This is a genomic window from Paenibacillus sp. E194 (assembly GCF_000935845.1).
GTDB classification, from domain to species: Bacteria; Bacillota; Bacilli; order Paenibacillales; family Paenibacillaceae; genus Paenibacillus_B; species Paenibacillus_B alvei_B.
This window is the reverse complement of sequence record NZ_JMDX01000368.1, coordinates 1-4186: the sequence shown is the minus strand read 5'-3', so window position 1 is coordinate 4186 and position 4186 is coordinate 1. Positions and strand designations below refer to the sequence as shown.

The following is a 4186-nucleotide window of genomic DNA, read 5'->3' as shown; positions in this document are numbered from 1 at the left end:
GGATCTAGTCCTGCATACGCAACGAGTTGCTTTGCATCCTTGAATTGGCTTGCATCCCCGAGTTCCGCCACGATGGCAGCCGCCAGCTTGTCCCCAATTCCTGGGACGCTCTTGACCAATTCCACTTCGGGTAACTCTAAACTCAGTTCTTCTATCTGCTTTTCCAAATGACTTAACTGTTTGTCGAATTCCAATAACAGTGAGACCATGCTGGTCAACGCTACGCTCTGGGATTGACTTCTGGCTTGTGTACTCCAGCCCAGTATGACTTCCCTCAGCCGTTCCGTTTTCTCTGCAATCCATCCTTTGGAATGGGATTTACCTACACATTCACGGATGAGGGTTTCCACATCTTCAGTCTTGCTCTTCAAACATCGCTCTAGCACTTTCAATGATGTTGTCGCATACAAATTATGAAATAGCCCAATAAAGTCCGGAAACACCTGTTCAAGCAAAGCTCTGCTGTTTAACTTGGCCTGCACATACATCGCAGTTACGAACTCATGTTGCCTCGTCAAGTGTTGAAGCTCAGTATAGGTTTCTTCCCACTCACGGTGCGCTTTAACATCCCCTCGGTAATACATCTCAGCCAAATGCCATGCATCCGCTGCATCTGTTTTCACCTTGCGAAGCTGTGTACTTTTCGAGCGTTTCGCTTGTAAGGGATTGACAATGTAATGAGTCCATCCACTGCGTTTAAGATATCCTGTCAGACTTCGATGGTAATGTCCGGTTGCCTCTAGAACAACAACGGGATCGACGCCACTTGCCTGTTTGAGCGTTTCTAACAATTCCCCTAGCTGTTCAAAGCCTTTCTCCCCATGCTGAAGGTTCTCCATCTTCCCGTAGGGTTCATTGCGATCGATAAAGGCCTGTATGACGCTAATCCCTTTTGCCACGTCTATTCCTATTACTGGCTGCATAATAACCTCCTTGATTCGATTTGCCGGCATTCCCACATGGCTTCCAAACCCATAGCTTCGCTTGTGATGCGAGGTCAACAGCCTCTACCAGCTCAAACATGGTCATTGGACGGTAGTGAGAGAACAGTTTTTTTGACGGGATCTGTGTCCCAAAGACGCCCACGTTCTCCCGGCTACCACCATCATAAGATGCCTATAAAAATAGGCCAACCAGAAATCTCTGGCTGACCTAATAATACGAAAGATGCCCTATACGGAGATCCCTGCAAAAGCCTCAATTTTATTGAGGTGAAAGCCAAAAAATGAAAAAAGAGTCCCATGAGAGAAAAAAGCAGTCTATCCTCACCCGAGGAGTAGGCTGCATTTGCTCTATTAGCTTTACCATCCGCTTTGCGTTTACAACGAACGCGGTGAGGTAGGCTTGTATTCGCATACGAAAGAGACCTCGATATTTAGCCGTGTCCATACCGTGGAATCTTTTCATTTCTGCATTTTTATGTTCAATGATTGGTCTGCGCTTGATTCGTTCCTTGAACGCATCGCTTAATTCGAACTCGATCTGTTCCTTGAAATGTTCGGCGATGATTCGAATCAAGTAGGTTTTGCTCTTGGCGCCCGGCTTGTAACATCCTTCACGCATCGGACACGTCTTGCACTTCTCGACGTCAAAGTAATACACGAGAGAGCGACTGTCTCCACTGGTCTTGCTACCTTGAATCGCCTTGCGCTTACTTCGTTCACCGGCCGGACAGATGACGAAATCGGCGTCCTTGTTATATTCAAATCCTTCCTGACGCTGGCCTCCCTCGTGAACGACGGGGTTTAGCGGTACGACAGGCGATATGTTTTCCTTTTTCATTCTCGCTAAATTTTCCTTGCCAGAATATGCGGTATCCGCAATGATTTCACTTACGCTTATGCCATTTGCTGTTGTCTGTTCGAGCAACGCCAACAATTGCTTCCCGTCGTCGGTGCTTCCCGGTGTCACCTCTAAGGCGGTAATTATTTCTTCTTCCGTCATCGCGATATGTTCTTTGTACCCGAAAAACGATTTAGAACTGCTCTTCCAGCCGAAGCGCGCATTTGGGTCGATAGCTGAGAGAATCCCCTTATGTGAGAGTAGCCGCTCGTCCTCGATAATCTGCTTAGCGATGCCAAGTTTATCGCTCACCGCACCTTCATGATCCGGCAAGAGCTCTTCTACCGTCTGGCTAAGCTGCGCCAAATAGGCCAGCATGAATTGCTCGGCATTCGCTTGCTCGCTTTTGACGGATGGTAACTTAGGGAGTTTCTTCTCCAGCTTGGGATGATGTTTGGTAACAACTCGAAACAGACGCTTGGCTGCACCACGCAATACGTCAAGACGGCCGTTGCTTTTGGCTACCTGCCTGCGTGTGTGTCGCGTCCATGATGATGGCTTTGCTTTTCACCAATCCCTGTTCCATGCACTGGCCAACCACATGTTTCAGCACATCTTCAACTTGGCTGGCTCCCAAGCGGTGATTTCGGAACCGTGACAGTTGTGACGCATCCGGAAGCGAGTCTTCTGGATTAATCCCAATAAACCATTTGTACGCCAGATTGACTTGAGCTTCCTGTATGATTCGCTCATCCGAGAGGTTGTACAGGATCTGTAAGAACAACAAACGAAACAGCAATTCTGGTTCGTTTGCCGGTCTGCCATAATACTTACAATACGAATGCTCCACTAGTTCATGAATGAATCCAAAATCCACAGCAGCATGTATTTTGCGCAGTAGGTGGTCTTCCGGTACAAGTTTATATAACTCCGCATGAAACGATGCGGTTAATTGTCTGGCTGGCTGCAGCAAATCCTTTCATCTCGCTTTCCCTTTTCTCCCAGTATACAACAAACCCAGTACCGGCGCGGTACTGGGTTGCTTTTTACATAAACTGTATTCGTTTTGCAGGGCTCTCTATACGGGGCATCCTAATTTTTTTATAACAGCAAATATGCTTTTGTCGCTTCACGGGAATGCATAGCTATCCAGTCAGAATTAAGGCGTTCTATTATACCTTCGATACTGATGCTTTCAAATATTGTCAGTACTCCTTCATAACTTACTAATGCGATACATGGTATCCCAGCAGCATTTTGTACATTCACCTTATAAGCCAGGATATCAATGTTACCCTTTACATATCCTATATCTGAATTGATACGTTCTAGAGTTGGTCTGAGATTTTGTGGCTTCCCCTCATCATAGTAATGCATAAAAGTAGATATCCATTTTGTAATCAAACTCGGATCTTTAGCTATGAATAGAGCCATATCACTAGGATCATTCACCCAATCGTCTTGTTTCCCATAGTAGACTACTTTTGATTTATTTTTCACACGTTCAACACTCCTCTTGCAAGAATTTATAAGTAATCTTGCAGCATTTAATACTTCACCTTTCTTTAGGTTCCTAGATAGTTTATTTTTAACTAATGATTTATCTATTTCGTTCATCATGATACTTTTTACAAAATCCTCATTCTTTTGTGTATAGTTTCTTCCGTACTTTGATTTCAACTTTCTTAGGCTTACATTCTTTTTCATAGTAAATAAATTCTCCTTTTAATATAATTAATAAAAATAAGAGCCCGATCATGGGCTCTTTCACAGCTCATCACTCAGCAATAATTATCCAAATCTTGCAACCACATGTTTATCAACATATTCAGTTGTAGCAACAGTGATCCCATTCTCATATATCCGCCCACCAGTAACATTCAATCCATTCATGGAGCCAATTTCAAATGCATCATTCTGATAGTCAAATGTAATTGCCCCTCTCATACCAGAGAACCAAATTGTCTTATTACCCGTACCCTGCAAGGTTATTTCTTTGCCAACACTTAAATTCGTTCCCACATCAATCGTGGTATCTGATGTTATGGTTCCTCCTTGAATACTGGCACCTCTAATTGCTCCTGCCAGGATAGTTGGAGATTCAATCGTAGTTGAAGTTATCTTTGTGCTTTGAATGTATCTAGGAACCTGAGGGATATACGGCTTCTCTGCCACCTGATCCCAATATATTGTTGCACTTCTACCCATCTTTACATTTTTACTAAGTAGCATTTTCAAATCACCGCCTGATATGTATCTGTACCATTACGAGAAATTACATGAAGTGTCATTGTACCCCCAACACTTTTATCTATTTCATTTATGTACTTCAAAACTGAGTGCATAGTAATACACGGGTTATTATCTTTTCTATAGTTTTTCAAAAAGTAGTCTTTAGCTATAT

Annotated in this window: 3 protein-coding genes and 1 pseudogene; all 4 read right to left on the bottom strand. The window is 43.7% G+C overall.

Features of this window, described 5'->3' with window-relative positions; translation table 11 throughout:
• Positions 1–923, bottom strand: a 923-nt coding sequence (locus AZ66_RS27465) for an IS110 family transposase (protein ID WP_044357815.1), incomplete at its 3' end; no start/stop codon positions are given.
• 352 nt (positions 924–1275) lie between these two features.
• Positions 1276–2755 (bottom strand): annotated as a pseudogene (locus AZ66_RS27460) (IS1182 family transposase); the annotation flags it as partial.
• 128 nt (positions 2756–2883) lie between these two features.
• Positions 2884–3489, bottom strand: coding sequence for a hypothetical protein (locus AZ66_RS27455; protein ID WP_044357814.1), 606 nt, complete (start codon positions 3487–3489; stop codon positions 2884–2886).
• An 84-nt stretch (positions 3490–3573) separates the two neighbouring features.
• Entirely contained in the window at positions 3574–4020 is a 447-nt protein-coding gene (locus AZ66_RS27450; protein WP_156160113.1) for a hypothetical protein, read from the bottom strand.
• Positions 4021–4186: the final 166 nt, after the last annotated feature.